The organism is Paraburkholderia sp. SIMBA_054 (assembly GCF_046534875.1).
In the GTDB taxonomy this organism is placed as follows: Bacteria; Pseudomonadota; Gammaproteobacteria; order Burkholderiales; family Burkholderiaceae; genus Paraburkholderia; species Paraburkholderia hospita.
Genome location: NZ_JAWRXV010000466.1, coordinates 1 through 316 on the forward strand (window position 1 = coordinate 1; position 316 = coordinate 316).

At 69.0% G+C, this 316-nt stretch carries 1 pseudogene; it reads right to left on the reverse strand.

Features of this window, described 5'->3' with window-relative positions:
• A pseudogene (locus tag SB822_RS55935) lies at positions 1-316 on the reverse strand (DNA polymerase Y family protein); the annotation flags it as partial.

Genomic DNA, 316 nt, shown 5'->3' on the forward strand with positions numbered 1-316 from the left:
GCTGTTCGAGCGTGGAAAGTTTGAGCACGCGCCGCGCACCATGCCCTTTCGCATGGCGAGCCAGCAGCCACGCGCCCTGCCCGGTCGGCGCGGCACTGATGCGGGCGGTGAGACCTAGCGTGGCGAGCAGCGCCTTTGCTTCGCGGCACAGCGCAAGCAGTCCGCCAAAGAGGCGCAGGCTCGCGCCGACCTCGACGACCACAGTGGCTTCATCGAGCAGCGCGACTTCGGGCGAAAAGCGCATCAGCGCAATGCCGACGTCGCGCTGCGCTGCCCGCTCGCGGGCGAAGTCGCGCTCGTGCATTTCCGTGTCCGG